Genomic DNA, 25,215 nt, shown 5'->3' with positions numbered 1-25,215 from the left:
AATTATAAACTTAATCAATTTATAACTTTGAAACGATAGATTTACGAAATAACTTCGCCAATCCACTCTGCAAGCTCATAAGGCGTAATTGCCGCAACCTTGGCTCCCATGTTTGTCAACGTTTGGGCTGCATGCTCGTTATATACAGGGCTCCCCTCAAAATCTAGTGCAGTCAGCACAACCAACTTACACCCTGTATCCATAATGTCCTTACATGCTTTATACATGTGCTGGATCGAATAACCTTCCTCTAAATCACTCACTAATATAAATAAACTTCTGCTAGGATTATCAATCAATCCTTCCCCATATCTTAATGCCTTCGTAATATGCGTCCCACCACCAAGCTGAACGTTCATTAATACATCTACGGGGTCCTCCAGCCTTCCAGTTAAATCTACAACCTGTGTGTCAAAAATAATAAGATGCGTTTTTAGCGCATTGATACGATAAAAAATACTCGCCATCACAGAGCTGTAAATGACCGAATTCATCATGCTCCCGCTTTCATCCACTGCAATGATGATGTTCCACTTGTTATAGGGCTGAATGCTTCCATCAAAATAAATACGATCTACCACAAAGCGATCCTTAGCCTTATCATAGTTTTTCAAATTTTTAATAATCGTTTTTTTGAAATTCAAGTTGCGTAACGATTGAACTCGACTTGGATTGTAGGGACTTTTTTTGCCCATAATGCTCGCCCTAGATTGTGACTCCAGCTTTCTACGTAAATCTTCAACAACTTTGCGCACAATTTGTTTGGCGCTGTGAAGCACATCCCCTTTCATTCTGCCTTTAAATTGAATTATATTTTTGAGGAGATCCATGTTTGGCTCTAATCGCTCTAGTAGCCGCTTATCTAATAACAATTCACTTAAACCATAACGATCTAACGCTTGCTTTTCTAATATTTCAACCGTTGTTTTAGGAAATAGCTCTCGCACTTTACTAATCCAAGTAGGCACTGTGAGTAAGGATTTTCCTTGTCCACCTTTACGATAACCTTGATCTTCGCCATATTCTCTGTCATACAAAAAGCTAAGCACTTCGTCCACTTCTTGATATACAAATCCCTCCTGCCTGTGCTCCTCCCCTTCACCATCTGTAGGCTGAATCAGCTTGTCGGCATGTGGACCAAGAACAAGACGCCAGCGATTCATCGCTTTTTGCTCTGGATCTAAATGAGGCTCCATTTCGCAAACTCCCTTCTCACCGCTTCATCTTGTGCCTTCGCTTCAACCAGTAACGCTTCACTAATCCCTTTTTCCTCAAGCACAGTCACATCAACTTGGTGAAACCCAGCAATTTGCTTCATAATAAGATTCACCTCAGCCGCCGTAAAGTTGGTGAAGGCTAAGCGCAGCTCAGGTGACATCTCTATAAACTGCTCATGAGATAAGGTCATAAATAACTCATTTAAGCTCTTTAAAAGCACATCATCATATAACAATACATCTCTAGCCGTAGCGAAAACGCCCTGTAAATAACTACTTATTAGCTTTACTTTTTCAGGTGTTCCTAACATATAGCTACTTGCTCTAGTGACAATTTCAGGTCTACGACTGTGATACGCCTGCGCTAAAATAGCAATGCAAGCTCCCTCTAGCATTGGAGCCAAATCAGGCAACTGTAATAAGCTTGCCAGATCATCAAGCAATCGCTCTTGATCAAAGTTAGCCTCATCACGTTTTGCCAGCATACCTAATGTCTTTAACGCCTGAATACATTGACGATGTTCATCTGGTTGACTCCGATAAATTTGGTGCAGACGGCTGACAGCCTGTTCATATCCTTGTGTGAGTAGCGGGACTAAAGAAGACTCGTCAGAGATCCCTAACAAGCTTCGATGACTATACATATGATTTAAGATGGACAACGTTCCACATAATGAGAGAAAACTTCCATCCTGAAGTAAAGCTTCCTTAAGTGCTATATACAATGATTCTGATAATGCTTCAAGTCCCATTCGGTGCGATTCCATTAGCTTTTTGGCATATTCTTTACTTTGATGAGAAGGAATTTGTGCAAGCTCCTCCTCCATTTTTCGCATCACAGCTTCTTTGACGGTACCCCCATAGCTGGCATACTCCACGAGCCTTGCCTCTACCAAAGACGTATACGTGTACGTCCAATTTTCTCGCACACGATGAATATCAATGTAGTTTACGAAATCAGGACCTGATTTTTTTGTGGCAAAACCAACGTCTAAATAGCTAGCACAATGTAATAAATGACTTATTTTACGATGCTTTTCATTGCTATACAGATCAAGCTGCTTACGATGCTGCCCTGTTGTTTTCATATGTAGCTTTAGGTTAGAACAGCTTTCCTTAAAATCCTTCACAATCGGAGGGATAAACTCATTAGGTGCAACCTCACCAATTTCATTACCTGTTAACAAGGTGGATAATAACTCCAGAGGCTTTACGTTGGCAAAGCTATCTTCCCCTTTAACAAACGCAGTTCGGATGCCATCCTGTAGCTCATAGACGCCACCTTCACGCTTGTGGCGCAATTGTGCCAACCCTTGAATCATCGCATAAGCTTCGATTCCATCTGAGGTTGAAATACTCTCCTCATTTTTGCGAAGCTCCTTTGAAAGAGTAGAAATTATAAACAAATTACTTTGTTTAAACACTTCTGTTGGCTTGCGAGCACTCAACTGCTTCCATATTTGCTGATAATAGTTTACATAAGGCATCCCACTTGCATAACCATTTAATTGATCCGCTTCTTGAAACGTATAGACCATGGGATAAATTTGTTCCTCGCCTTGTTGCTCATTAGTATTAGCACCTGAGAGAGCTGCTACTGCTGACCCTGATTGATTTAATGTGGGAGGTGTAACTAAACCGTAGGTATGAAAGCCTCCAGTAACAACAAGGGTTCGCTTATAACTTCCCTTAGCCCGTTCAATACAGTTACGCATAAAGGCTTCTCTAGCTAAATGTCCTTCTTCTGCTAACTGCTCATCGGTGTAGCACAACCTAGATAATGTACAATATGTAAATACCTCTTGGGCAAAAGCCGTAGGTGTCTTTGTAATCCCTTCAATTTCAAATACTTTCTCCCATAGCTCATTAAAACCTCTGCAATGCAGTTTATGACATAAGGAGGTCATAAATTGAGAGTCGGCAAGTAGGGACTCATCCTGAAACGAGGTTTTTGTTAGCTTTACTAACGTGTCATCATTCTTGGGACGAAAATTCAAATCAATGAATTGCACAGCGATACCTTGCTTGCTAGCCTGCTTTAGCACCACATACTCAGGTGAAAATTGTAGCATTGGGTAATAAAAAGAAGCTCGCTTATTGGGATTTTGTTCATCCTGATAGCTATAATACAAGCTTACAGGTGGTCTAGTTGCTTCGTCTGCAAGCACTGGAATAAGCTTATTTGCCAGCTCAGGACCCTCAATCAGCACGATTTCCGGATTATATTGCTCAAATACCTGTAACAAATGATAAGAGCAGGCAGGGCTATGATGCCGGATCGGAAAATAAACAACCTCCTGCTCCAAATTAAATACATGTTGTGTAAACAACTCATTTAGCTGTTCAACGCCAAAGTCAAGGTCAAGCACAAGCTTGTTCACCTCCTAATGCTCAATCCATTTTTTCTCTTGATAATAGGCATCCCACAATTCATTGCCTTTTGCCCGTTCCTTTACCACCTTAGCAAAGTATGTTTTTAGGACCTGAAGATCTTTACTGTTTTCTTTGGCAACAGTACCTAACATATTTTGAACTAACCGACTTAAGCTAATAAATTTTTGATCATAATAATAGGAAGTCATTGCACTTTGTACATAAACAGACACCGCTTCAGCAGTACTCATCACAGATTGCGGAATATCAATCTTATATCCTTCCTTGGTCATGCCTGTACGAAGCTCCATAAATGTCGTGGCAAGTAGCTCGACCACATCAATATCCACCTCAGCCTCTACACCGCTGTACATTAACAAGCTACTTGCTTGTGCTTGTATAATTTGCGCCTCCATTTTGACATTCCCAATTGGCTTGATCGTTTCAAAATTAAATCGACGTTTTAATGCACTGCTCATCTCATTTACACCTTTATCGCGGATATTTGCAGTGGCAATAATGTTAAATCCAGGTTTAGCAAATAACACCCCTTCACCTAGCTCCGGAATGTTCATGACCTTATCACTAATAATACTAATAAGACTATCTTGTGCTTCTGATGGGCATCTCGTAATTTCCTCAAAGCGGGTTAAAATGCCCTGCTTCATGCCATTGTATAGTGGCGAAGGAACAAGTGCTTGCTCTGAAGGACCTTGATCGAGCAGCATCGCATAATTCCATGAATATTTGATCATATCCTCTGTCGTTCCTGCTGTACCTTGAATCGTATTTGTACTTGTTCCAGAAATCGCCGCAGATAAAAGCTCACTTAACATCGTTTTAGCGGTTCCAGGTTCACCTACAAGCATGAGTCCCCGATTCCCAGCTAACGTCACAATTGCACGCTCAATTAGAACGTCATTCCCATAAAACTTACGAGTAATTTCAATCTCTTCCCCATCCAGTATGGCAGGTTGATTACGTCCAATAATAAAATCGCGTACATAAATAGGGGACAACAGCCAGTTTGGTGGCTTGACACCTTGATCTTCGTTTCTTAACGCAGCTAATTCTTTTTCATACAACACTTCTGCGGGTGGTTTAATCATTTCCAAAATACATCACAAGCCCCTCTCACCATGAGATCATACGTTCCATTTTAGCATAAAGCTTATGTAAATTAATCGTTAATTCAGCAATTTAGTTCCATTGTCCTGTAAAAGATCTACTATTATAAGCACATGCAATAACGTCTATAACTAAAGGAATAATCACTATTACCCATACTTATAATTTGCAAATCAAAAAGACCTTACTAAGCATACAAAGCCGAACAAAACAATGACCAAAAACCCGATTTCTTTATCATTTATTTATGATAGGAATCAGGCTTTCATACTGTATGCACCATATTAATTTAATTTTTAGTTTATCTTTTTGCGTTTTTTTACCGCTTTCCATCCACGCTCATGCACCTGCTGACGAATGGCCGATCTTGCTTGTTTCCATTCTCCAGCCGTAAGTAATTGGTACGTTGGAACCTGCCATATGGAGCCATCCTTTAAATGAAATAACCAGCTTTCGTAATCTAGCATCCCCCATTTACCGATCGTAGGTCCCTTTTCCGTTACACGAATAATCATACTCCACTCCAATTCCTTCCCCCATGCGCGGACAACCCTATCATTAAAACTAATGATGTAGTTTTTGGACGTAAATAACCTTTTTAGATAAAAAAGCCATAGTGGACCTGTAAATAAAAAACATACTATACCTAAAAAATAGAGGGGTAACATAAGCAAAAACGGTAGCTCTCGCATTCGATAACCTTCCACCAAAAAAACTACACCTATAATTAGAAATAGAAGTGTTCCCCCAAATCGTTTCCATAGAATTGAGCGTTGATATCTAATTTCGGTCACCAAATCCCTCCTACTTTAATGAACTATTATAAAATTGTTTAGGCTCATCTTGAAATTAGTGCTGACTTCAAATAAAAGGAATATGATTTTAACACAATCGCAAGAACTCTCTGTATCGTAGCTATCACCACTACTATTTTTATTTATATTAACCAATTATGTTGTAGTAGTATCTTCAATGCGTCAACTTGTTTTTTACCTAGTTTTTCAACAATTTGATTTTCCAACTCCTGCTTAATTTGAAGTAAATCATAACAGCATTGTTTACCCTTCTCCGTAAGCATTACGTGTTTATCCCGTAAGTTCCCTTCAATCGGCAGTATGGTAACATACTGTTTTGCTAACAGGCCTTGAACACATTTATGTGTACCTTGTCTTGAAATATGAATGATTTTACTAATTTCAGATATCGTCAGTCGAGTTTCTCTTTCCAATACAGCTAAAATATGGCCTTCGGTTTTATTCACATCATCTACACTTAACTGGGAGACTTTTTCCCGTAATTGTAAATGCTTTTCACTAATTAAATCGATTAAATTAAGTTTATTCAAATAGTTATCAGTCATAACATAACCTCCCATACTCCACTTACATTCATCATAAGAAAACTATTCAGCTATTGTCAAATTAGTTGACAAAATTAAAAACTAGATTTATTGTAAACTAGGTTGACAAAAAGAGGAGGTTTTTTTGATAATGGGACAAAACAAAAAACAAAGCTTAATTTTTACAACAATGATGTGTGCACTAATGGTGCTTGGAATGAGCATATACAATGTATTACTGAGTGAAGGGTTTTCAAATCAGCTATGGCGGAGTGTCGTCTTAGGTTATATACCAGCGTTTGTTGTTGCTTTATTTTTAGACCTATTTATTGTGGGCAAGCTCGCAAAATCTTTAGCAAATAAGCTAGTTCCAACTAGCGGACATGGAATATCGGTCAAAAAGATCATGGTGATTTCCTGCTTGATGGTTAGTGGTATGGTCTTGCTCATGTCATTTTACGGAGCGGTCTTACACGTAGGATTTACCTCACAGCTACCAAAAGCTTATCTTACCGCAATATGGACCAATTTTATTTGTGCCCTACCATTACAATTACTTATTGTTGGACCCAGTACACGTAAGATTTTCACTAAACTATTTCCACCTCGTTATACACTAGGGGCATAGAAGTAACTTAAAAAAGGCACTACGTTATAGCTTCACTACATATAAACGTAGTGCCTTCTCCTAACTTATTTTCTACTAAGATGAGTCATCCACTTCCCCTCAAACAATCTTTTTATTCTAAGGTTGTAAAAAGATCCCTTATTTCTCCTTATAAGTAAGAGAGAAAAACGGCAACTGTCAGATGTCAGGGAGAAGCACTTGTCGGTTGAATCCCCCGTTTATTCCACTCTCAAGCAACTTATGTAATAGGTTGCAACACAATCATTATACAAATAAACGTTCCCTAAGGAGGAAAATAATTATGTCTTGTTCTCAACCTAACTTAAACCCAATCACAATGTCTTCTATTCCACAACCTGTGCTTTCTAGTGGCTTCACACCAATTTCAGGGCAACGCCTTTATGTCTGTGATAACCCTGAACCATTGAAGCAAAGCACTTTTACGACACCTATCGTTACTCTATGGCAAGATTCAGTACCTAGTTCAACCTCTGTACGTTACCGCGTATTTATGTGGCATCATAATGATACTGCACAAACTATAAAGTACGGATTAACTGTCGGGAATGGCGGAACTAGTCCAATTACAGTAGGTTCAATTAAATACGAAACGACATTTACCTCTAATAATGGAGATATTCTAACGAATGCAGGTCTTTGTCTCTCTAAAGCACTTCTAGGACAAACGTTAATTACAGACAATACAACAGTAAGTGTTCCTAGTAACTCGGTAAAAACTGTTAAAGAATTTACACTTACAGCTGGGCAAGTTCGCGGACTCGTAATGGAGTTCACCCTCTCTAGTGCATCCGCAATGTCAGCTAAAATTCGCACAGTTGCGGCGAAAAATACTTCCGCTCTTCTTAATACATACCAAGGACCTGTAGTAAATACCGAAGGAACACACCCACGAGGAACTTGGAGCTATGCCGATGTCCAAGGTAGTAACATAACACTTACCGTAGGTAGCAACGGTGTATCTAACAGTGTTTCAGTTCTTGACAAGCAGTCACCTGTATTCCCTGGTACTTTGCCAAATAAAGCGGCTTATGGCGGGATCTATAAAACAAACTTAACGATTAAAAATAACTCTGGTGCACAGACTGTAAATCTTTATCTTAATCCACGGGGAGGACTATTTGTAGGCGCCGTAAAAGTAGGAAGTAATGGTGTAAACGGTATTTCCAAAACGAAGCCAACAGAAGTCGTGAAAATTGGAGCCTTCTCTATACCAAATGGACAATCTATCACAGTTCCTATTCAAGTGACCGCAGGTGGGGGAAGCTCGACACCAATCGCATTTTTTGCACAAAAGGCATAAGTTGTTGATCAAAAATAATAGCGACTCCTAATTTTAGGGGTCGCTTTTCTTTTATACTAATCACAGTAATCTATAGCTAATGCAAAAAAGGCGTCTACGTCTACAGCGTAACTATAAACGTAGCGCCTTCTCCTAGCTTACTCTCTACAGCAATGGTGCCGTTAAACAACTCCACGATTTTTTTTACAATTACAAGCCCTAATCCATTGCCATCTTTAGAGCGAGCAGGATCACATTTGAAAAACCGTTCAAATATGCGCTCCTTATCTTGCTCTGCAATCCCGATTCCTTGATCGCTAATTTTAACCTCAATATGACCTTGTTCACCTTGTTGCCTCTGCTCCTGCGTAAGAGAGATGCCGATCAATCCACCCTCACTTGAAAATTTAATTGCATTTTGAATCAGATTAAGCCAAACCTCCTGCAATAAAAACTCATCCCCTTGAAGCATCACTTTAGGTAACTCAAGCTCAAACTCAATTTGCTTTTTTGACCATACTGGCTCCAAAATTAAAATCGCTTTGCGTATTTGCTCATCTAATGAAAACAATGTTCCCTGCTCTCGGATAATACGGCTATCTAGTTCAGATAGTTTAAGTAAACTTGAAGATAGCACAGACAACCGTTCACTTTCCTGCACAATAATCTCACTATATTCAGCTAGTTCAGTTGAGGAGAGCTGCTCATCACGAATTAATTTTGCAAAGCCTTTAATCGACGTAATTGGTGTTTTAAATTCATGGGACACATTAGATACAAAATCTTTTCGCATCACATCAATATTTTTAAGCTCCGTTGTCATTAAATTAAAATCAGAGGTTAGTTGTCCAATTTCATCCTGTGTCGTCACATCCACCTGCACATCAAAGTTCCCTTTTGCTACCTCCATGGACGCTACGGACAATCGCTTAATCGGTCTTACCATACTTCTCACAAAAATTAAAATAACTAACGTACCAATGATGGCTGTAAAGAGAAAAACTGCACCATTAATGAGTCGAACCCGTTCAAACTCTTCATTCATTGCAATATTACGAATTGGAATATTAATAAAAAAACGCTTAGAAATCGCATGAATAACTACCCCAAAGGCCATTGAATTTAACAGCCACCACATACATAAAAATAAGACGGTAAATTTTCCATAAATCGATTTAAAAAGCTTTGGCTTTCTAGGTTTTAATTTCATACGTGCTTATCCACCTTGTAACCAAGTCCTCTTACCGTCACAATTTCAAATTCTTGAATATGCTGGAGCTTTTCGCGCAAGCGTCGGATATGAACATCCACGGTTCTTTCATCTGTTTCATTGTCCATCCCCCAGATTTCGTCCATCAAATCTTGCCTTGTAAATATTTTTTGTGGGTAGCTCAGTAGCTTAAACAGTAAGTAAAACTCCTTTTTAGGTAACTGCATTTCGACTTTTGATGAGGTTAGCGTTAAATTTTCATAATTGAGAGTAATGTCGCCCACCACAATTTTATGCTCATTCGAAATTTTGGCGCGCCGTAACAACGCAGCTACTCTTAACAGCATTTCATCAAAATCAATCGGCTTGACCATATAGTCGTCACTACCTGCCATAAATCCCTTCTTTTTGTCTTCATAGCTCTCTTTCGCTGTAATCATCAAGATCGGTAAGTCCGGCTTATAGGAACGAAGCTCACTTGTTAACGTGTAGCCATCCATATTGGGCATCATAATATCTGCAATCATTAGATCAATATGCTCCTGTTCTACTGCCTTTAATGCCTCAACCCCATCTGACGCCGTTATCACATAATAGCCCTCACGACTTAAATAGGTTGTTGTTAGCTTTCGAATACTTTCGTTGTCATCCACTACAAGTATATTTAGCATTTTCCCCCTCCTTGCTTTAATTGTACCTTATACAATTTATAAGCTTCGTAACGCATCTATCGGATTTAATCTGCTTGCTTTACGTGCAGGCATATATCCAAATATAACGCCTACTCCTGCCGAAAATCCAAGTGCTAACACAATCGTAGATGGAGCAAGCGAGTAGCTGACATCCATAATATTTGTTCCTACATAAGCAATGACAGCACCAAGCACTAAACCAATTGCTCCACCAATCACCGATAAGAAGATCGATTCCATAATAAATTGAAGCTGGATTCGTCCCGGTGTCGCACCAAGTGCTTTACGAAGACCAATTTCCTTTGTACGCTCTGTGATAGAAACCAACATCATGTTCATAATGCCAATCCCACCAACTACGAGAGATATACCAGCAATCCCTGACAAAAGCACAGACATCATAGACATAATCGTCTGGAATGATTTGATCATATCTCCCATATTAAAGACCGTATAAGCGTTATCCTTGTAATTAAATGCTTTATTTAATACACCCTTAATGTTAATTACCGTTTCATCTGCTAAATCAGTATCATGTAAATATACGTCTAAGCTCGTAATGTTTTTCACATTTAAATTCCGTAATGCTGTCGTATAAGGCACTACAATATTATCGTTGCTAGCGCCAATCCCCAGCTCATTAGCAGGACTTAATACGCCTATAATCGTATACGTCATTCCATTAATAGTTAGCTTATGACCTACTGGATTTTTCCCATAAAAAAATTCTTTTTCAATATTGCTACCAATAACGGCAACGTTATTTTTACTCCCAACATCAATGGGATTAATGACTCTCCCCGTCCGAAGCAAGCTGGTATCCGTATTAAAATAAACTTCATTTTTACCCAATATGGATACATTTTCTTTTACTTTTCCATTATAGACGATGCCTGCTTGACTTTGTACGGTGGGGGAAATGCCAGTAATATTGTCTAACTGCCTAATCGCCCCGATATCACCCTCACTTAACCCTTGCTTTAGCGGTGTTCCCATGGCATTAACGGTAATTTTGTTCACACCTAATGATTTAACCTGATCACTAATACTATTGGTAGCACCTTGAAGTAACGTAATTAAGGCAATAATAGAGGCTACCCCAATTACGACACCAAGCATCGTTAAAAATGATCTTAGCTTATTGTGGATAATATTTTCCCATGACATTTTAATGCTTTCTAATATCATTGTACTTCCACCTCCTGCTCTGACAATCGTCCATCTAAAATATGAACAACTCTTTTGGCACGAGCAGCAATATGAATATCATGGGTAATCATTACAATGGTTCTGCCATCTTGATTTAATTCCTCAAATAACTCCATCACCTGTGCGCCATTTTTTTGATCCAATGCCCCTGTCGGCTCATCCGCGAGCAAAATCGTAGGTTCCGTCACTAAAGCGCGAGCAATCGCCACACGTTGCTGTTGTCCACCTGAGAGCTGGCTTGGCAAGTTTTTCATGCGATCTCCCAAACCCACCCGCTCTAAAATATGCTTTGCTTTCTCTTGACGTTTAGCGTAGGGAATCCCAGCATAAATTAACGGCAACTCCACATTTTGAAGTGCAGTCATCCGCGGTAACAATTGAAAATTTTGAAACACAAAGCCGATTTCCTTATTTCGAATTTTCGCAAGCTCAATTTCATCGAGATCATTGATATCATTTCCAGATAACAAATAAGTGCCTGAGGTGGGTACATCTAAACAGCCGATAATGTTCATCATCGTCGATTTTCCTGAGCCTGATGGACCAAGGATGGACAAAAACTGTCCAGCATTAATTTTTAAGTTCACGTCATGCAAAATGTGTAGTTCTTCCCCACCTAAGGTGTATTGTTTATTAATATTTTGCATATTTAAAATTTCTGTCATTACTTATCACTCCCACCACTACGCATAGGTCCCATAGAACCTGATCTGCCTGGGAAGCCTGTCCCGCTAGACGACACCTTCTTATACAAGATTGTATCCCCCGCGACAATTCCTTTTTTGACCTCAACTTTAGTTCCATCATTAATGCCTGTTTCAATTACAGTTTTGATCTCTTTATCGTCCTTGCCTTGCTTTAATACATAAGGCTGGTTATTATCCTCAAATAAAATTGTGTTCATAGGTAAAGTCACGACACCTTTTGCACTTTCTCCCGCCAACTGTACCTCTGCAGACATTCCTATTTTTATATCTTTATCCTTTTTCAAATCAATGCTTGCCATAAAGAACGTAATGCCGTTTACAATTTCCCCTTCTTTGGCCACACTCTGAATAGTGCCCTTTACTTCTTTATTAAGTGCGCTAAGCTTAACCGTTGCTTCCTTGCCTTCCTTCATAGAGGTAATATCGTATTCGTCCACTTTAACATTTACCTTTAAATGATCATAGTCCACAATATTCATTAAGGGTGAACCTGCCATCACCTGCGCCTGATCCTCTACTGCAATCGTAACGACCTCTCCATCTATTTTCGCTTGAATTTTTTCTCCAGCCGTCGTTGTTAGTAAAGTATCGCCTTCCTTAACCTGTTCCCCTTCAGCCACCTTAATATCTGAAACCTGTAGCATTTTGTCTGCGACCACATTTTGTCTATTTTTTGTTTCCACATTCCCTGAAAAGGAGTAAATCGTAGCAATGTCCCCTTTTTCTGCCTTTACCTGCTCATAAGCTGACGCCTTAGGCTTCATCCATTGCATAGCTGCAATTCCTCCAACTACCACAATCACTAAACCAATCCCTATCCATTTCTTTGCTTTTGATTTTCTTTTTCCACTCATTATCGTTAACCCCCAACAAAAATAATAATGTTACATTAAATCAGCAATATGAACTAAACATGAACGAAAAAAAGCTATCTTCCTATTGTACCCAGTACAAGAAAAAGATAACTTCTATTCAAAAAGAAAAACGTGCATGCTAATGTGCCTCTATCCTGAAATCAGTGCATGACCACAAGCCCAAACTAGCGAAGGGCAATTAATATTAGTCAAATTCCCCATCAATAACTTTATTTAAGTAGTCAAACGGGGTATCCAAAAACTCCGAAACGCTACATATGTCCCCATGCTGCTGATGCTCTGGATCATAAAACCCAATACGCTTCTTACTTGGAATCCATACAATCTCAAAGTCATAACTATCTATATCAGCAGACAATCGAAGTGCTTTTTTTCGTCCTAGCTTCATCGGGATCGTATCTATTAAACTATAAAATTCAATATATTGAATCGCACTATTATTATCTTCACATTCAAAACGTAGCTGATCCCCTTGTAAAAATTCAATAAGTTCTTTTGGAAGCTTATAGCTTTTTAGTTCAAGCCATTTATTTTCAAGATTATGAAACTCCTTAGGCTCATGCTTCTTCAGAAACTGCGCCATTTCATGATTTTTTTGACTCACTGCAATAGTATACGCTCGATCTCCGTCTTTTTCCTTATATGTTACATCTGCACCATGCTCTACTAAAAATTTAACCATAGCCAAATTGCTATATCTGGCCGCAACGGTTAATGCTGATGCACCATAAGAATAAACCATGTTAGGCTTATTATAATTAATATCTACCCCATAATTAATTAATAACTGAATTGTTTTCATATCATGATCAGAAACCGCCATCCGCCAGAGCTCTCCACCATGCTCTGTAATATCAAGCCCAAGCTCGTGAATGAGCGGGATATTAGACTTATTTCTATAATAAGCCTGTGCGTATGCGCCAGAACCAACATGATTACGCAGGTCAAGCTTAGCCCCATGTTCAACAACATATCTTATTAACTGCTCCTTGCCATAACGAACGGCTAGCAAAAAGGCAGAACCATGGAGGGAGTTTAACTCCACACCTTGATTAACGAGGAACTGAACGACATTAAATTTGTCCGCAATAATAGCTATTTCAAGTGGAATTAATGAAATAGAATTGCTCAAAGCAATCTTTTTATCGATATCCCAGCCAGTATCCAAAGCTTGCAGTAATGCATCAACATTTCCCTCATAAATTTGCACCGCGATTTCAGGTAAAGATTCGAAGTTCCCAATATCCTTTAATTTAAACACATCTCTTTCTCCCTTCATCAATTTCTCATAAAATAAGAAAATATGTTCCCCATCTTGTATAGTTTTAGGATACAATATAAGTAACTGTTTTAGCCAATGAAAGTTAGTGATGGACAGAAAAGAGGTCTACTATGAAAAGTATAATCGAACAATTATACATAGGAAAAATCACACCTGAAGAGGACATTATTCCAGAGGACCCTCAATATCGAGCCATTAGTGGGCAAGTCTCTAACATGATGGAGATGTGGAAAAAGAAATTAAGTCCTGAGGACTTTGAATTACTAGAGCAAATGCTAGATTTGAAGGTAGAGCTACATGCGATGCAAAATAAAGCTTGTTTCGTACAGGGGTATAAGCTAGGTGCAAAAATGACTGTGGAGGCATTAACCTAAAGCTTTTTCCAAAATTCAGTTCCTTCAAAAATCATTTCCTTCGTTAACACTTCATTATTAGACTTGTCATAACTAGCCCATGCTACACGCGTAGCAATCTCATTTTCACTATTTGAACTAATAGCTTCATTTACATGCTTACTGTTGTATTCGCTATACCTTACAGTCTTTTCGTTATGGGTATCATCCCAGTTATGCCATCCTTCAGGATGGATATGTTCACCCATATAGCAATCAACAAATATCGTTTGAGCGTACTCACGCCAAGGACGACCAAGAAACACATTCGTTACCCCATCTTCTGCCGTCAAATAGCAAGACTGAAAGACATAGCCATAACGACAACCTTGTGGGGTGGAGGCCGCCGTCACATATCCCGCTCCCCCATAGCAATGACGTAAGCTATGTAGCTGACAATGCTCAAAATAAGCGGTAGCTCCACCAAAAATAAAATCAACCGTCCCTTCAATATAACAGCGATCATACCATTGACGATAACTTACGTGGTGCTCCTTTAACTCCACACCCCCAAAATGACTTTGTTTTTTAGGCGCAGGAGGAAGTGGCCCTGTAAACAAGGTATCCTGATGACCTCTAAAAATACAGTTACGGAAAATAAGCTCATCTCCATGTGCGTATACGGCTAACGCTTGTCCAATCTCTTTCCCTTGACCCGCTGTATTGCAAATTTCTAAGTTTTCGATAATAACATCACAACCTCCAACAAAAAAAGTTGGAGTTGCAAAGGTTCCGATCTCTTGTCCTTGCTGATCCACTTCTTTAGCGTAGCGATTCCCCGTAATTGTTACCTTGCCTATGCCAATGATATGTAAATGAGAACGATAAATCCTCACCTGTTCCTCATAAGTGCCTTGCATAATATAAAGTACGGCAGGTTTTACTGGTGACTCTACTGTATGTTTTACAGCTGAGTTAATTGTATGCTCACACTGCTGTTCCAGCACATCAATCGCCTCTTGAATGGTTTCATAGTCACAAATCGAGGATTGACCTACAAGCAATATCTCTCCTTCACTTTCTGTTGTTTCCTTTGCTGACATACCCCTTTCCTCCTTCTCTTCCCAAACTACAAATACTTCTGCAAAAACTCCCGCCATAATACTCTCATTTGTAACGTTTCCATATGCCCACCTGTCGTAATGACGGCTTGGAAATGGTCTGGTACGCCAGCTTCTTTATATTTCTGTTGCAAGCCTTGGGCTAGATGCTTGACCCCTTCAATTGGGCACATTCGATCATCCTTACCAACTAAACTCATACGTGGTCTTGGCGCAATTCGTTCTTGAATTTGTAATGTTGTATAATATTTAAGCAAATTAGGCACATAAGAATAAAACCCATGATGATCCAAGCCACGCTTAGCAATTAACGTATGTGCATCCACCTGCCCACATAAATCAATAATAACCTGAACTCGCTCATCCAATGCAGCTAACCACCAACTCATTAGCCCCCCCATGGACATTCCAATTGTCGCAATACGGGAATTATCGATATCACTACGCCCAATCATATAATCTATCATTCTCATGTTATCGTAGAGCATCATTCCCCATAACACTTTACCTTGCCACAACATTTCTTTTACAAGCTCACTTTCAGTTTTACCTGAGCGCTCATTAAACCCCCACATATCAATACAACATACCGCATAACCCATCGCTGTTAGCTCTGCTGCAAACGAAGGCTGCTGTAAATATGGACTACCTAGGATAAGCTCTTTTCGTCCATGACTATAATTTCCACCATGAGAATGGTTGAATACAACTAAAGGGAAGGGCCCCTTCCCTACAAGCGGTAAAGCCACATAGGCAGGAACCCTTTCTATCCCGTTTAAATCTAGCATTAAGCTTTCTAACACATACCCTTCTTGCTCAGTTTTTTGCAACAGTTTGGCTGAAATGGGCTGATTTTGCGGAAGATCACCAAGTAAATTTTCTAATGGTATCATTTCCATCCTTATCTTTTTACCTTCCTTCTAATGCTCTTTCTACTGCTATTTCTACTGCTCTATCGGATTCAGTGCATCGTAAGGTACATTAACCTGTTCAATCAGTTCCTCAGGCTGACGTGTTCCTTTAGATTCACAGTGTATTACTGCAACATTTTCTCCATTTTCCACATAAAAGGCAGCACCTTCATGATTTTCAATCGTAACGCGATTAAACCGAATATCCTTAACATTTCCGAGGTAAAAACCACGATTATGCATATCCTGAATACCCGTCATCATGGCAGGACGTCCTGGCACCGCATCCTCTGCCATTGAAATATCAATATCCGTAAAGGTAATGTCGGAAATAGCTAGCTCAGCTAATCCATAGATGAAACCTGCTGAGGCATGAACTTGACGTGCCGTAATATTTGCAAAATGAATGCGTCTAAAGCAAGGCGTCTCTTCTGTGATCGGATAAGGATTTTTGTCCCATACATATTTTTCTTTGCCACGTGGGCCACAAAAATAATACAGGTTTAAAATAAACGGACAAATGACATCCTCCATAACAATATTGCTTACTCGAATATCCTCGACCATCCCACCACGTCCACGTCTGGATTTGAGCCGAATGCCCCTATCCGTCTGTTTAAATATGCAGTTGCTAATCGTTACATTACGAATATCCCCACTCATTTCACTGCCTAGCACAACCCCACCGTGCCCATGCACCATGGTGCAATTCGTAATCGTAATGTTCTCACAGACTTGACGATACGCCGTATCCTCTGTCCCTGCTTTAATAGCTATGCAGTCATCACCCACATCAATATGGCAATTGCTAATCCGCACGTTATTACACGATTCCGGATTAATTCCATCTGTATTGGGGGAATCAGCAGGATTCCAAATGGTAACATTATCAATTGTTACATTGGAGCAGCCACATGGATGAACTGTCCAGCTTGGCGAGTTGCGAAGCGTAACATCTTTAATCGTAATCCGCTTGCAGCCATCCAAACTAATCATTTTAGGTCTTGGATACGCTAATTTATCTACTGAGTTACGAAAAATATCCCACCAAGGCTGTCCATTCCCCTCTAACACACCAAAACCTGTTATCGATATATTTACTGCATCCTCAGCATAAATACACGAAGCATAAACTTCACGTTTTACGCCCTCCCATCTGGAGATTACGACAGGATAGTGATTAGGGTCTGTACTAAAGGATAATATCGCTCCAGGACTTAGGTGCAACTCAATGTTACTTTTTAAAATAATCGCCCCAGTATAAAACGTTCCGGAAGGAACATAAACGGTTCCCCCACCTGCTGCCTCTGCCGCAGCGATGGCACCTGCAATCGCCTCAGTACATAATTTATTTGAATCGCTAGTTGCGCCATAATGAGTTATATCAAACACTTGTAATGCTTGCATGTAGATTCTCCCTTGCATGTAAATTTTCATATTCCACACACGCCTGTAAAAATGCCCCTACACCTTTGAGATCGTTGCAAATGATAGGCTCGCTAATATAATAGGCAAAGCTGCCATCCCGCTGATCAGGTCCACCTAATCCCGCAACCATACAATTTTTGTTCAGGTTAACCCAGCCTTCTTTAGTTTCCAGTACAAACTCCGTAATGATACCCGCAAAAGCTTTATCCAAAGTTGTTTTCCATGCATGATCCAGCAAGCCAAGTCGTATCCCTTTTGCTATTGCATAGGCGATCATACAGGAGGCGGAAGCCTCTAAATAATTTCCTTTGCGTTCGCCTTGATCTACAACCTGATACCATACACCTGATTTACTATCCTGATATTTGCATACACTTGTAAGCGTATCTCTTAAAATGGCTCTAAGCTTGTTATAGTTAGGGTCTGTCACAGGTAAAAGCTCCAAAACATCCACTAGCGCCATGACATACCACCCCATCGAACGTCCCCAGAAGTTAGCAGATAGGCCAGTTTCCTTATGACACCAAGGCTGTACTTTTTTTTCATCCCAAGCATGGTACAATAAACCCGTATAGGCATCCTTCGTATGTTTATGACAAAGAATAAATTGCTTCGTTACATCACCCAGTTTGTCATGAATGTCCTGTGCATCCCCATCCTCTTGACCTTCCTCAAAGGTTAATAGATACTCTAAATAAAACGGAGCACCCATATATAATCCGTCAAGCCAGATTTGGTAAGGATATATTTTTTTATGCCAAAAAACGCCCTCCAACGTGCGTGGGTGGGATTGTAGTTGACTTCTTAGTAAATCTGCGGCTGCTTTGTATTTGGATAGACCAGTTTCTGCATAGAGCAAAAATAGCAGCTTACCATTATTAATATGGTCGATATTATATTCTTCCAAATGATAACCCCGAATCGTACCATCCTCTTGTACAAAATAATCGATGTTATCCTTAATATATTGTAGGTATTCCGAACGTCCTGTTTTGTTCCATAACCAACGGAATCCGTTCAGAACAACACCATAATCATATGACCACTTACCATGATAAACTTTATCCTCATATAGACGTGGCGTGCGTTCCATGATAGTTTTAGCTAGTTTTTCTGACCATGCCTCAGTCATTGCCTTAGTCATTGCGGAGGTCAACTCCTTTTCATAATTATTTAGATTAACCGCCTTCTTCTTACAGATAAAAGATAGTCAAAAGGTAGAGATAGAGTATGGGAATTCATTTAGTCCAATCTCTTCTAACTCTACCTAATGTTCTATCTACTATTTCTACTCTTGTTGGACCTCGCTTAAACTTTTTTGCTATCGTTTCATCTCTTCAGCATTATTTATGAATCGCTCTATAGGCTTCCTCATATTCTTGAATAATTTGCGCACCACCTGACTTTTTCCACTTTTCTACACTTTCTTTAAATGCTGCTACATCTGCTTTACCAAGAATATATTTATAGGTCGCATCTGTAATTTCTTTTTGTAGCTCAGAGCCTTGTGTGTTATAAGTCTCAGACTCTAGCGAATAAGCTGGGTTTAACACTGCATACTTCGCATTGTCTTGAATTAACTTATCTGATTGTTGCTTTAATGGGTCAGCTGAATGAATGCCATAGCCATATTCCTTGGGTCTTGAAGACGAGAATGGCTGTACCTCTTGCTGCCACAACGTATTGTCAATAATCGTCACTGCCTTATCTGCATCAATACTATAATGCACGCCTTCAATTCCGTTGGTCATCAGACGATACGCATCTTCATCCATAAGATCATTTACAAATTTAAGCACTTGTTTTAGCTCTGCTTCATCCTTCACTTCTGATCTTGGAAATGCAAGCAAGCCACCAATCCCATTGTTTGCAGCCCAAATTGCTCTATCTTTTTCATTACCAGTAGAAGTAATGTCATTCACTAGAACAAGCTCCATATTGTCTTGAATTCCTTTTGCCATATTCAATAGGTTTTTAGCATCCACTAATGCACCTACATAAATTCCCGCTTTGCCCTGTGCAAAGTTTTGCTGTTGATCTGTTTTAGCTGTTACTGCAAAATCCTTATTAATGTAACCGTTATCATAAGCTTGCTTCATAAAGTCCATCGTTTTAATATAAGCTTCTGTATCAAACTCTGGGGTCATTTTCCCATTTTCATCGACATGCCAATTGTTAGGTGTTCCAAAATAAGAGCTTAACGTTTTAAATGCGCCATAAATTAGGTCACTACGATCCATAAAACCAGTTGTATCATTAGCATTGTTTCCATCTGGGTCTTGCTCTGTAAACGCCTTAGCGACGGCCATCAGCTCATCTGTCGTTTTGGGTACTGGCAAATTGAGCTTATCTAACCAGTCCTTACGAATAATCACACCATTACGTGCTAAATCCTTTTGAAAAGGTATGCCATATAGCTTGCCACCAATGTAAGCAGATTTGCGTGTATCTTCTGAAATATTGGCGAGATTCGGGAACTCATTTAAATATGATTCCACTTCCCAAAACATCCCAGATTTCAATGCATTACGAACGGAAGAGTTGCTTAGTGCCGTTAGAGTTACAATATCTGCTAAGCTGTTTGAAGCAAGCGAAGTATTAATCCTTTCTTCCTTAGAGGCATCAGGTATCCAAGAAAATTGGATTTTTGTATTTGTTTTCTCCTCTAGCTTTTTTAGGATTGTATCTGTTGGAGGTGATGCAGTATGAAGCACATTTAGCCAAGTGATTGTTGGCCGCTCATTGGTTTCTGCTCCCGCCTTTTGGCCTGCTTCCTTTTTGCCTCCACCACAAGCAGTTAACAATAATGTGCTACATAATACAAATATACTTAGCTTTTTCCCCATACTTTTCATACTAATTGACTCCCTTTCATTTCAATTTTTAGTTTTAATAAATTTAATAAACGCCATCTTCACCAAACTTTTTAGCAAGTTTATTTGAACCTATTACTAGAATTAGACCAACTAAACCTTTAAACAAACCAACTGTAGTACTAAAGCTAAGTTGTCCATTTTTTAAGCCAGCCGTATAAATATACGTATCAAAAATTTCAGCAACCTCACGGTTTAAGGAATTTAATAAAAGATACATATGTTCAAAGCCTAAATCGAGTGTACTTCCAATTTTCAAAATTAATAATGTAATAATAACGGGGCGAATGGCTGGTAAAGTCACATGCCACGTTTTTCTGAGTCGTCCTGCTCCATCCATTTCAGCCGCTTCATACAATTGAGGATCTACAACCGTAATCGCTGCCAAATAAATAATGGTGGACCAGCCTAGCTCCTTCCAAATGATTTGCATAATATAGACGGTTCTAAGCCATTCTGGTGAAGTCAAAAAGCTGATTTTAGGTAAGCCAATACTCGAAAGCATCTCATTAAATACACCACCATCTACCGTTAGGAATACATAGGAAATCGAAACGATAATGACCCATGACATGAAATGAGGTATGTAGATGATGGTTTGAATTGCATTTTTAAAGAAGCGATGTCTGACCTCGTTGAGCATAAGCGATAAAATAATGGGTAACGGGAAAAAAATTAAAATATTCATTGCAAATAGGATTAATGTATTGCGAAGCAGCAGCACAAACGTTGGCTCTGAAAACAAACGAATAAAATGCTTAAAGCCTACAAACTCACTGCCAGCAATCCCTAAAAAGGGCTGATAATCCTGAAACGAAATGACAAGTCCACCCATTGGTAAATATTTAAAAATAACAAAATAAATAAAACCCGGCAAAACCATTAAATACAACAATTTATTTCTTTTTATTCCTTGCCACTTTTGGAGCTTTTCTGTTCTTTTTTTTGCCTTTAAGTCGACTTTAGCAACTAATTCTGTAACTGTTGAACCCTCCAAATTCTTAAGCCTCCTTCATCCATTCCTGATTACATTATCAGCGTACGAGAAGGGACGCATTACGTATATAATCATTATATGATAGCGGTTACAAAGCCTTATGTTACAAGGGTTTATAACAAATTCAACACGCTTAATGATCATATCAAAGATAATGATTATTCCCTCTTATCCCACAATTATCCAGCCTTGAAAATCATATAAGGATTTGATTATATACGGAACATAGTCCTGCTGATACATTAAAAATGTAAACGATTTCAAGGAGGTAGCTTATTCATGGCTCATGCACTAAGAAAAAAAGAACCACTTAGCAGTCGAATTTTTACAATCGTGAATCATACTTTACTTGTACTCATTGCGTTGGTTTGTTTATTACCTTTTGTAAATATCATCGCAAGCTCCTTTGCTTCAACCCAAGAGGTTGTTGCTAAAAAGTTCATTTTGTTCCCAACTACATTTTCACTTGATGCTTACCGCTATATTTTGTCAACACCTACTATATTTCGAGGACTTTCCGTTTCGATTGGAGTAACTATAATTGGGACGATCGTAAGTATGGCATTAACTGCACTTATGGCTTATGGATTATCTCGTAAGTACTTATTAGGAAGAAACTCTATTAATTTTATCGTTGTGTTCTCTATGCTATTTAGTGGTGGTATGATTCCTACGTTTCTTGTTGTAAAAAGCACAGGGTTAATCGATTCCTATTGGTCTCTCATATTACCCGTCGCGATTAATGCATTTAATATGATTATTATGCGTAACTTCTTCCAAGCGTTGCCTGAAAGCCTTGAGGAATCTGCGAAAATAGATGGATGTACAGATTTTGGTGTTTTCTTTAAAATTATGCTCCCGCTTGCGTTACCATCAATCGCTACCATTTCGCTGTTTTATGCCGTCTCCTATTGGAACACATATATGCACGCGATTTTATACATTACCGATTCACTTAAGTGGCCAATTCAAGTATTGTTAAGACAAATTGTTATCGTATCCAGCGGAATGCAAGCGGAAGCCACCTCTGTTGATGTGATCCCACCTGCACAAACCGTAAAGATGGCAGTTATCGTAATTGCCACGATCCCGATGCTGATTGCGTATCCGTTTGTTCAAAAACACTTTACAAAGGGTGCATTGCTTGGTGCTGTGAAGGGCTAAATAAATATAAGATTTTGTATTGTAAAAGCAATCTCAGTTCACTATTGAGATTGCTTTTGTTTTCTATACATACCAGGTGTAATTTGCTCCTTTTTACGAAAAGAACGAATAAAATTTTGCGAGTTCTGATATTGAAGTCGCTCTGCAATTTCTTTAATCGTCATATCCCCTTGAACAAGCCACTTCTTAGCAATTTCCAGCCGATAGCTCACTAAATAATCACTAAAGGTTGTCCCATATTCCTTTTTAAAAATACTGCTTAAATAATTTGGATTATAATGTAATCGCTCCCCAATCATTTCTAATGACAATTCCTGATCGTATTCAGAGCGAATGATCGTTGCTATTTTTTCAGACAAGCATTTGAACTGCTCATTCGTCTTTTCCTTCATACTTTGCACCATTGGAATAATGACTTGCTCTGTTAACATACGCTCGATTTCCTCAGGGTTACGTATGCCTAACAAGCGATGATACAAAGCATCATTATCATGGCGCATTAACACTTCCATTCCTAGTAACTGCTCTAGCTGAATCAAATTGTTGACAAACCGAACAAGCATAACCTCAAAATTCATCGAGCTTTTATTTTTATCTCTCATTTTTTCTAACAGTGTTGGTATTAGCTCACAGGCTTGCTGTTCATCCCCTAGACGTATTGCATCAAAAATACGCGACTCTATTTCTTTTGGATAATATAAAACAACAGGACCCGTCACAATCGCACTAATGTCCTCATAGAAAATAATTGATTCCTTACCTAGATTAAGCCGATAACGTAAAGCCTGCTTGCCCATTTCACAAGCTTCCTTACAAGCGCGTAAATTTGTATAAAAGGAACTAATCCCGATGCTAATCGATAAATTTAAATATTCCTTGGCGCTTTCAATTAATAGCTGGGCATCCTCCAAAATTTGCTTACGACTTTCTTCTTCTTCACCGTCAAAAAATAAAATAGTAGCTTGCGTATAATCATTTAAAATAATAGGTAGCATTCTTCGGTCACCCTGAATCTTTTCCTCAACAAGCTTATTAACAGCAAGTAGCAATACATCGCGATCTGAGCTTGCCCACTCGCCATACGAATCTAGCTGAATGAGCATCACTGCATATTTTTTTTGATCCCAATGCTCATATCCAAAACGCGGCATTTTATAGGCAATTTCCTTAGATGACATCCGATTCCTAAATAAGTTTAAAATAAATTGGGTTTCCAATTGTGGCATCTCCGCTTCAATCATATGCTCAAGGCTTTCCTTTTCCGTCACAATATGATCAATCGAAGAAAGAATCCATTCTATTTCATTTTTAGTTGAAGTTGCAGCTACAAGATTATGAGGTAAACTCGACTTTATTTTTTGAATTGGTTTTGTAAAATGAATCGCCGTAAAATAAGCAATGATAACGACCAGTAACGTAACGAGCAAGCCCATAATTACGAGCCCATATCTTGTCACTTGTAAAGCTTCTGTAATTTCATGTGGGTTCAATAACGTAATATAAATCCAATGATTATAAGCTGACTTTGCGTATAAAATTTGTGCGGATTGCTCTTTATATTTCAAGGTTATTATTCCTGAATGATTTTCGGTTAAATCCTGCTCCAATAGAGAGGGAATCATTGCCCCAATATTTAGGGTGTCAGCAGGCGTAGTCTCATAAAGGAGTTGTCCTTGTTGATCTAAAATAAAAACATCTGAATTTTCATCACTTCGAATCATTTGGTCTAACGTTTGTTTGGAAATATCCGATAAAGCAATCGCTTGTTTTTTGAACGAAAAAGCAGGTAACACATTAACAAATCGAATCCCTGTCTTACTTTTTGTCCAAAACAGTCCTCGATCTTTTTGTTTGATATAATTGTGATATAAAGCCTCTTTGTCATTCTCTGTTAAGTGAGTTAGTTTCCCATCAGATATTTTCCAATTTTTTTCTAAGCTAATTAAAGTATATTGTGTTTGTTCTAGCCCCATCGTAGCAATATAATTTAATTGCGTATTTACGTTGCGATAAGCGCTAAAATCCTGCTCTGTTATTGGGTTGTTGACAACCTCTTGAAACGAGCTTGTTGTACTATAAGTATTAAAGGCGTATTCTATCGTTCTAATTTTTTGCTCGAGGTTATTTTTAATTTGTGTAATATAGCTTTGCTTCGTGCTAGCCACCTTTTCAATCACTGAATTAGAGGTACTAATGTAAATGTAGCTTCCTAGTGTCGCCACTAGCCCTATTCCCAATATTGTGATTGGAATAAAGATTTTATAAAACATCATTCCTTTTCTCATCCTCATCCCCCTTTAAAATATGTAATCATTCCCAATTATAGCGCTTTCAATTTTAAGTTTGCAATGATTTTTTTAACGTGTGCATTTTAAAATTTACTTGATTTAACTGTGTTTTAGCATTACAATGAAATCGTTAACATTTAG

At 38.8% G+C, this 25,215-nt stretch carries 22 protein-coding genes; 4 read left to right on the top strand and 18 right to left on the bottom strand.

The window, feature by feature from the left end; all coding sequences use genetic code 11:
• Positions 1–41 precede the first annotated feature (41 nt).
• The 5 genes from ABE099_RS04190 to ABE099_RS04170 form a co-directional block, all read right to left on the bottom strand.
• Complete coding sequence (locus tag ABE099_RS04190; RefSeq protein ID WP_430027663.1) at positions 42–1,196, bottom strand: VWA domain-containing protein; 1,155 nt, start codon at positions 1,194–1,196, stop codon at positions 42–44.
• Positions 1,181–3,586 (bottom strand): DUF5682 family protein, encoded by a 2,406-nt coding sequence (locus ABE099_RS04185; RefSeq protein ID WP_430027661.1) that lies wholly within the window; start codon positions 3,584–3,586, stop codon positions 1,181–1,183. Before ABE099_RS04185 ends, ABE099_RS04190 begins: the two co-directional genes overlap by 16 nt.
• A 15-nt stretch (positions 3,587–3,601) precedes the next feature.
• The gene (locus ABE099_RS04180) at positions 3,602–4,705 is read right to left on the bottom strand and encodes an ATP-binding protein (RefSeq protein ID WP_430027659.1); all 1,104 of its coding nucleotides are present in this window, start codon (positions 4,703–4,705) and stop codon (positions 3,602–3,604) included.
• Positions 4,706–5,014: 309 nt separating this feature from the next.
• Positions 5,015–5,512 carry a hypothetical protein gene (locus ABE099_RS04175; RefSeq protein WP_430027657.1) on the bottom strand — a complete coding sequence of 166 codons (498 nt, stop codon included), beginning with the start codon at positions 5,510–5,512 and terminating at the stop codon, positions 5,015–5,017.
• Between the two features lie 143 nt (positions 5,513–5,655).
• Entirely contained in the window at positions 5,656–6,078 is a 423-nt protein-coding gene (locus ABE099_RS04170) for a MarR family winged helix-turn-helix transcriptional regulator (RefSeq protein ID WP_430027655.1), read from the bottom strand.
• Between the two features lie 130 nt (positions 6,079–6,208).
• On the opposite strand from ABE099_RS04170, the gene ABE099_RS04165 reads away from it, so the two are divergent.
• Together ABE099_RS04165 and ABE099_RS04160 are read left to right on the top strand one after the other, a co-directional pair.
• Positions 6,209–6,685 carry a DUF2798 domain-containing protein gene (locus tag ABE099_RS04165; protein WP_430027653.1) on the top strand — a complete coding sequence of 159 codons (477 nt, stop codon included), beginning with the start codon at positions 6,209–6,211 and terminating at the stop codon, positions 6,683–6,685.
• Between the two features lie 301 nt (positions 6,686–6,986).
• Positions 6,987–8,006 carry a hypothetical protein gene (locus ABE099_RS04160; protein WP_430027651.1) on the top strand — a complete coding sequence of 340 codons (1,020 nt, stop codon included), beginning with the start codon at positions 6,987–6,989 and terminating at the stop codon, positions 8,004–8,006.
• A 100-nt stretch (positions 8,007–8,106) separates the two neighbouring features.
• Here the strand turns inward: ABE099_RS04160 and ABE099_RS04155 are convergent, their stop codons facing one another.
• From ABE099_RS04155 to ABE099_RS04130, 6 genes are all read right to left on the bottom strand, one after another.
• Positions 8,107–9,195 carry a sensor histidine kinase gene (locus ABE099_RS04155; protein ID WP_430027649.1) on the bottom strand — a complete coding sequence of 363 codons (1,089 nt, stop codon included), beginning with the start codon at positions 9,193–9,195 and terminating at the stop codon, positions 8,107–8,109.
• The gene (locus tag ABE099_RS04150; protein WP_430027647.1) at positions 9,192–9,866 is read right to left on the bottom strand and encodes a response regulator transcription factor; all 675 of its coding nucleotides are present in this window, start codon (positions 9,864–9,866) and stop codon (positions 9,192–9,194) included. Before ABE099_RS04150 ends, ABE099_RS04155 begins: the two co-directional genes overlap by 4 nt.
• Before the next feature lie 36 nt (positions 9,867–9,902).
• Positions 9,903–11,075: an ABC transporter permease gene (locus ABE099_RS04145; protein WP_430027645.1), complete on the bottom strand. Its 1,173-nt coding sequence runs from the start codon at positions 11,073–11,075 to the stop codon at positions 9,903–9,905.
• On the bottom strand, positions 11,072–11,761 hold the full coding sequence (locus tag ABE099_RS04140) for an ABC transporter ATP-binding protein (RefSeq protein ID WP_430027643.1): 690 nt from the start codon (positions 11,759–11,761) through the stop codon (positions 11,072–11,074). Before ABE099_RS04140 ends, ABE099_RS04145 begins: the two co-directional genes overlap by 4 nt.
• A complete protein-coding gene (locus ABE099_RS04135; RefSeq protein ID WP_430027641.1) occupies positions 11,761–12,657 on the bottom strand; it encodes an efflux RND transporter periplasmic adaptor subunit in 897 nt (298 codons plus the stop codon). The genes ABE099_RS04140 and ABE099_RS04135 overlap by 1 nt, the downstream gene beginning before the upstream one ends.
• 205 nt (positions 12,658–12,862) lie before the next feature.
• Entirely contained in the window at positions 12,863–13,939 is a 1,077-nt protein-coding gene (locus ABE099_RS04130; RefSeq protein WP_430027639.1) for an ankyrin repeat domain-containing protein, read from the bottom strand.
• Positions 13,940–14,070: 131 nt separating this feature from the next.
• Here ABE099_RS04130 and ABE099_RS04125 point away from each other — a divergent pair, with 131 nt between their 5' ends.
• The gene (locus ABE099_RS04125; protein WP_430027637.1) at positions 14,071–14,334 is read left to right on the top strand and encodes a DUF6809 family protein; all 264 of its coding nucleotides are present in this window, start codon (positions 14,071–14,073) and stop codon (positions 14,332–14,334) included.
• On the opposite strand, the gene ABE099_RS04120 is transcribed toward ABE099_RS04125, so the two are convergent.
• From ABE099_RS04120 to ABE099_RS04095, 6 genes are all read right to left on the bottom strand, one after another.
• Positions 14,331–15,356: a pectinesterase family protein gene (locus ABE099_RS04120; protein ID WP_430030446.1), complete on the bottom strand. Its 1,026-nt coding sequence runs from the start codon at positions 15,354–15,356 to the stop codon at positions 14,331–14,333. The two genes, ABE099_RS04125 and ABE099_RS04120, sit on opposite strands and share 4 nt — an antisense overlap.
• Before the next feature lie 65 nt (positions 15,357–15,421).
• On the bottom strand, positions 15,422–16,306 hold the full coding sequence (locus ABE099_RS04115) for a dienelactone hydrolase family protein (protein WP_430027635.1): 885 nt from the start codon (positions 16,304–16,306) through the stop codon (positions 15,422–15,424).
• A gap of 51 nt (positions 16,307–16,357) precedes the next feature.
• The gene (locus tag ABE099_RS04110; protein ID WP_430027633.1) at positions 16,358–17,731 is read right to left on the bottom strand and encodes a glycoside hydrolase family 28 protein; all 1,374 of its coding nucleotides are present in this window, start codon (positions 17,729–17,731) and stop codon (positions 16,358–16,360) included.
• On the bottom strand, positions 17,709–18,896 hold the full coding sequence (locus ABE099_RS04105; RefSeq protein WP_430027631.1) for a glycoside hydrolase family 88/105 protein: 1,188 nt from the start codon (positions 18,894–18,896) through the stop codon (positions 17,709–17,711). Before ABE099_RS04105 ends, ABE099_RS04110 begins: the two co-directional genes overlap by 23 nt.
• Positions 18,897–19,095: 199 nt before the next feature.
• The gene (locus ABE099_RS04100) at positions 19,096–20,607 is read right to left on the bottom strand and encodes an extracellular solute-binding protein (RefSeq protein ID WP_430027629.1); all 1,512 of its coding nucleotides are present in this window, start codon (positions 20,605–20,607) and stop codon (positions 19,096–19,098) included.
• A gap of 43 nt (positions 20,608–20,650) precedes the next feature.
• Positions 20,651–21,622 (bottom strand): ABC transporter permease, encoded by a 972-nt coding sequence (locus ABE099_RS04095; RefSeq protein WP_430027627.1) that lies wholly within the window; start codon positions 21,620–21,622, stop codon positions 20,651–20,653.
• Between the two features lie 279 nt (positions 21,623–21,901).
• Between ABE099_RS04095 and ABE099_RS04090 the strand changes: the two genes are divergently transcribed.
• Positions 21,902–22,786, top strand: a complete 885-nt coding sequence (locus tag ABE099_RS04090; protein WP_430027625.1) for a carbohydrate ABC transporter permease — start codon at positions 21,902–21,904, stop codon at positions 22,784–22,786.
• Positions 22,787–22,827: 41 nt separating this feature from the next.
• Here the strand turns inward: ABE099_RS04090 and ABE099_RS04085 are convergent, their stop codons facing one another.
• On the bottom strand, positions 22,828–25,071 hold the full coding sequence (locus ABE099_RS04085; protein ID WP_430027623.1) for a helix-turn-helix domain-containing protein: 2,244 nt from the start codon (positions 25,069–25,071) through the stop codon (positions 22,828–22,830).
• Between the last annotated feature and the right edge of the window lie 144 nt (positions 25,072–25,215).

The organism is Paenibacillus turicensis (genome assembly GCF_050461185.1).
GTDB lineage: Bacteria > Bacillota > Bacilli > Paenibacillales > Paenibacillaceae > Fontibacillus > Fontibacillus turicensis_A.
Note: the sequence above shows the minus strand (reverse complement) of the source record. Positions and strands in the feature narration are given on the sequence as shown.

Excerpts from the sequence above, each read along its gene's own strand:
- ABE099_RS04190 (WP_430027663.1), bottom strand. The coding sequence starts at position 1,196 with ATGGAGCCTCATTTAGATCCAGAGCAAAAAGCGATGAATCGCTGGCGT.
- ABE099_RS04170 (WP_430027655.1), bottom strand. The coding sequence starts at position 6,078 with ATGACTGATAACTATTTGAATAAACTTAATTTAATCGATTTAATTAGT.
- ABE099_RS04165 (WP_430027653.1), top strand. The coding sequence starts at position 6,209 with ATGGGACAAAACAAAAAACAAAGCTTAATTTTTACAACAATGATGTGT.
- ABE099_RS04160 (WP_430027651.1), top strand. The coding sequence starts at position 6,987 with ATGTCTTGTTCTCAACCTAACTTAAACCCAATCACAATGTCTTCTATT.
- ABE099_RS04155 (WP_430027649.1), bottom strand. The coding sequence starts at position 9,195 with ATGAAATTAAAACCTAGAAAGCCAAAGCTTTTTAAATCGATTTATGGA.
- ABE099_RS04150 (WP_430027647.1), bottom strand. The coding sequence starts at position 9,866 with ATGCTAAATATACTTGTAGTGGATGACAACGAAAGTATTCGAAAGCTA.
- ABE099_RS04145 (WP_430027645.1), bottom strand. The coding sequence starts at position 11,075 with ATGATATTAGAAAGCATTAAAATGTCATGGGAAAATATTATCCACAAT.
- ABE099_RS04140 (WP_430027643.1), bottom strand. The coding sequence starts at position 11,761 with ATGACAGAAATTTTAAATATGCAAAATATTAATAAACAATACACCTTA.
- ABE099_RS04135 (WP_430027641.1), bottom strand. The coding sequence starts at position 12,657 with ATGAGTGGAAAAAGAAAATCAAAAGCAAAGAAATGGATAGGGATTGGT.
- ABE099_RS04125 (WP_430027637.1), top strand. The coding sequence starts at position 14,071 with ATGAAAAGTATAATCGAACAATTATACATAGGAAAAATCACACCTGAA.
- ABE099_RS04115 (WP_430027635.1), bottom strand. The coding sequence starts at position 16,306 with ATGATACCATTAGAAAATTTACTTGGTGATCTTCCGCAAAATCAGCCC.
- ABE099_RS04110 (WP_430027633.1), bottom strand. The coding sequence starts at position 17,731 with ATGCAAGCATTACAAGTGTTTGATATAACTCATTATGGCGCAACTAGC.
- ABE099_RS04105 (WP_430027631.1), bottom strand. The coding sequence starts at position 18,896 with ATGACTAAGGCAATGACTGAGGCATGGTCAGAAAAACTAGCTAAAACT.
- ABE099_RS04100 (WP_430027629.1), bottom strand. The coding sequence starts at position 20,607 with ATGAAAAGTATGGGGAAAAAGCTAAGTATATTTGTATTATGTAGCACA.
- ABE099_RS04090 (WP_430027625.1), top strand. The coding sequence starts at position 21,902 with ATGGCTCATGCACTAAGAAAAAAAGAACCACTTAGCAGTCGAATTTTT.
- ABE099_RS04085 (WP_430027623.1), bottom strand. The coding sequence starts at position 25,071 with ATGAGAAAAGGAATGATGTTTTATAAAATCTTTATTCCAATCACAATA.